At 69.0% G+C, this 2,290-nt stretch carries 3 protein-coding genes and 1 pseudogene; 3 read left to right on the top strand and 1 reads right to left on the bottom strand.

Annotated features, from left to right (window positions below; genetic code table 11):
* Positions 1 to 113: pseudogene (locus AB0D57_RS47595) on the top strand (RNA polymerase subunit sigma-24); the annotation flags it as partial.
* Positions 114 to 210: 97 nt separating this feature from the next.
* Entirely contained in the window at positions 211 to 885 is a 675-nt protein-coding gene (locus AB0D57_RS47590) for a response regulator transcription factor (RefSeq protein ID WP_362088751.1), read from the top strand.
* Between the two features lie 251 nt (positions 886 to 1,136).
* Here the strand turns inward: AB0D57_RS47590 and AB0D57_RS47585 are convergent, their stop codons facing one another.
* On the bottom strand, positions 1,137 to 1,655 hold the full coding sequence (locus AB0D57_RS47585; RefSeq protein ID WP_362088750.1) for a MarR family transcriptional regulator: 519 nt from the start codon (positions 1,653 to 1,655) through the stop codon (positions 1,137 to 1,139).
* A 135-nt stretch (positions 1,656 to 1,790) separates the two neighbouring features.
* Here AB0D57_RS47585 and AB0D57_RS47580 point away from each other — a divergent pair, with 135 nt between their 5' ends.
* Positions 1,791 to 2,198 (top strand): CoA-binding protein, encoded by a 408-nt coding sequence (locus AB0D57_RS47580; protein WP_362088749.1) that lies wholly within the window; start codon positions 1,791 to 1,793, stop codon positions 2,196 to 2,198.
* Positions 2,199 to 2,290 lie beyond the last annotated feature (92 nt).

Here is a 2,290-nt window from a genome sequence, read left to right as displayed (position 1 = left end):
ACGGCGTGCTGTCCTTCCGCGTGGAAAACAGCCGTGTCGCCGGCCTCTACTACGTCCGCAACCCCGAAAAACTCACCCGCATCGAGTCCGAAACCCCCCTCACCTCCCGCTGACCCTCCCCCAGCTCACACCAGCCCCACTGACCAGCGCTTTTCAAGATGGCAACGTGTCAATGCCCCGCTCCCCCGGCCCTGAAGAGAACCGCTCCCGATGCCCATCCGTGTCCTGCTCGCCGACGGCCAAGCCCTCCTGCGGGCGACGTTCCGCATCCTGATCGACTCCTGCTCCGACATGGAAGTGGTCGCTGAGGCCTCCGACGGCAAGGAAGCCGTCGACCTCGCGCGCACGCACCGTCCCGACATCGTCCTCATGGACATCCGGATGCGCGGTGCCGACGGACTCACCGCCACCGCCGCCATCTGCGCCGACCCCGACCTGTCCACCACCCGCGTCCTCATCCTCACCACGTGCGAGAGCGACGAGGACGTGGCCCGGTCCCTGCGCGCGGGGGCCAGTGGCTTCCTCGGCAAGGAGGTCACCGCGGACGTACTCCTGGACGGCATCCGGTCCGTGGCCGCCGGCGACGCCCTCCTCTCGCCCCGCGCCGCGCACACCCTGGTCACCCGCTTCCTCGCCACCCCCGTGCCCAGCGCACGGCTGGCGCTCCCCGAGCACCTGGCCACTCTGACCGCACGGGAGCGAGAGGTGACGGCATTGGCGGCCGAGGGAAAGTCGAACGACGAGATCGCCGAGAAGCTCTGCGTCAGCCCACTGACCGTCCGCACCCACATCCACCGCGCCATGGGCAAACTCAAGGCTCGCGACCGCGCCCAACTCGTCGTCATCGCCTACCAAACGGGCCTCGTACAGGTCCCCCGGCCCTAGGGCCTGTCGTTTGGATCACGCCGGTGAGGCATCGTCGATCCCACAACCGACAGGACCGACAGCGCGGCACCCCGGTGGAGGAGGACCGGCGGCGCCGCGCCCCCGCCGAGGGCGGCGTAGCCGTGGAACGGGGGCGGTGGCGGTGCAGAGAGTTCGACGGCTTCAGGGGCATCCACGACTACCAGAACGTGCTGCCCGTCCGCGTTCGCACGAGTCCGCGACGGCTGCTCACTGATGCTGTGTACGTGGCATCAGGCCTCGGGCGAGAACGCACGCACGACGTCGATGTCGTCCTCGGCGTGGTCGAAGAAGTCGTCGGCCAGCCGATGGCACAGCGTGGCGAGCTGCCGCAGGTCTTCCGGGGACCAGTCCGCCAGTGCCACCAACATGCCCCGGCGGCTCGCCTCGCGGGTACGGTCGACCGCGTCCTGGCCGGCCGGCGTGAGCTCGATGCGCTGGGCTCGGCGGTCGTCGGGGTCCGGGACGCGCGTCAGATAGCCGGCCTTCTCCAACTGCTGCACCTGCCGGGTCACGTGGGACGCCTCGACCGACAGCAGGTTCGCCAGCTCACTGGGGCGCAGCGAGCCGGTATCGGCGACCTGCCGCAACAGCGCCACGGCGGCTCGGTCCAGCGGGAGTCCGGCCAGCGCCATAAGGCGTTCATGCTGACGAACCCTGCCGGTCAGATACGAGATGCGGGTGAGTGCGCGCTCGATCTCGGCCACGTCCGTCGACGCGAGAGCGGCTGCTGTGGGCGGTGGTGTGGGCATGGGGCGATTTTACCATCTACTTGCCTAAGTCAAGCAATGCGGGGCGCAAGATCGCCTGACCCCCGTCCCCGGGGAATCACCGTGTGCCGGACGCTGTTTCCCGGCTGAGCATCCAGCCGACCTAGGAGACCGCCCGTGTACGGCGCCCCGGCAACGACCCGCAAGATCCTGACCGAGCTCGGTGACACCTGGGCGATCGTCGGCCTCTCGTCGAACCAACAACGTGCCGCATACGGAGTCGCCGACGTCCTGCGGCGCTTCGGCAAGCGCATCGTCCCGGTGCATCCGAAGGCCGAGACCGTCCATGGCGAGAAGGGGTATCCCTCCCTCGACGCGATCCCGTTCGACGTCGACGTCGTCGATGTCTTCCTCAACAGCGAACTGGCCGGCCCCGTCGCCGACGAGGCCGTCACCATCGGCGCCAAGGCCGTCTGGTTCCAGCTCGGCGTCATCGACGAAGCCGCCTACGAGCGGACCCGTGCCGCCGGACTGGACATGGTCATGGACCGCTGCCCGGCGATCGAACTCAGGTCCCTGCGTTAGGGCCTGTCCGGCGGATCATGCCGGAGACGCGGGGTCTGGCACGCCGATCTGCGGCGTTGTCGTCGGTTGCCGACTCCCCCACTCTCGGCTTC

This window comes from Streptomyces sp. NPDC048275 (assembly GCF_040652275.1).
Lineage (GTDB): Bacteria > Actinomycetota > Actinomycetes > Streptomycetales > Streptomycetaceae > Streptomyces.
This window is presented reverse-complemented; position numbering and strand designations above follow the sequence as displayed.

Bases quoted from the DNA above. Each gene is read 5' to 3' on its own strand.
- AB0D57_RS47590 (WP_362088751.1), top strand. From the start codon at position 211: ATGCCCATCCGTGTCCTGCTCGCCGACGGCCAAGCCCTCCTGCGGGCG.
- AB0D57_RS47585 (WP_362088750.1), bottom strand. From the start codon at position 1,655: ATGCCCACACCACCGCCCACAGCAGCCGCTCTCGCGTCGACGGACGTG.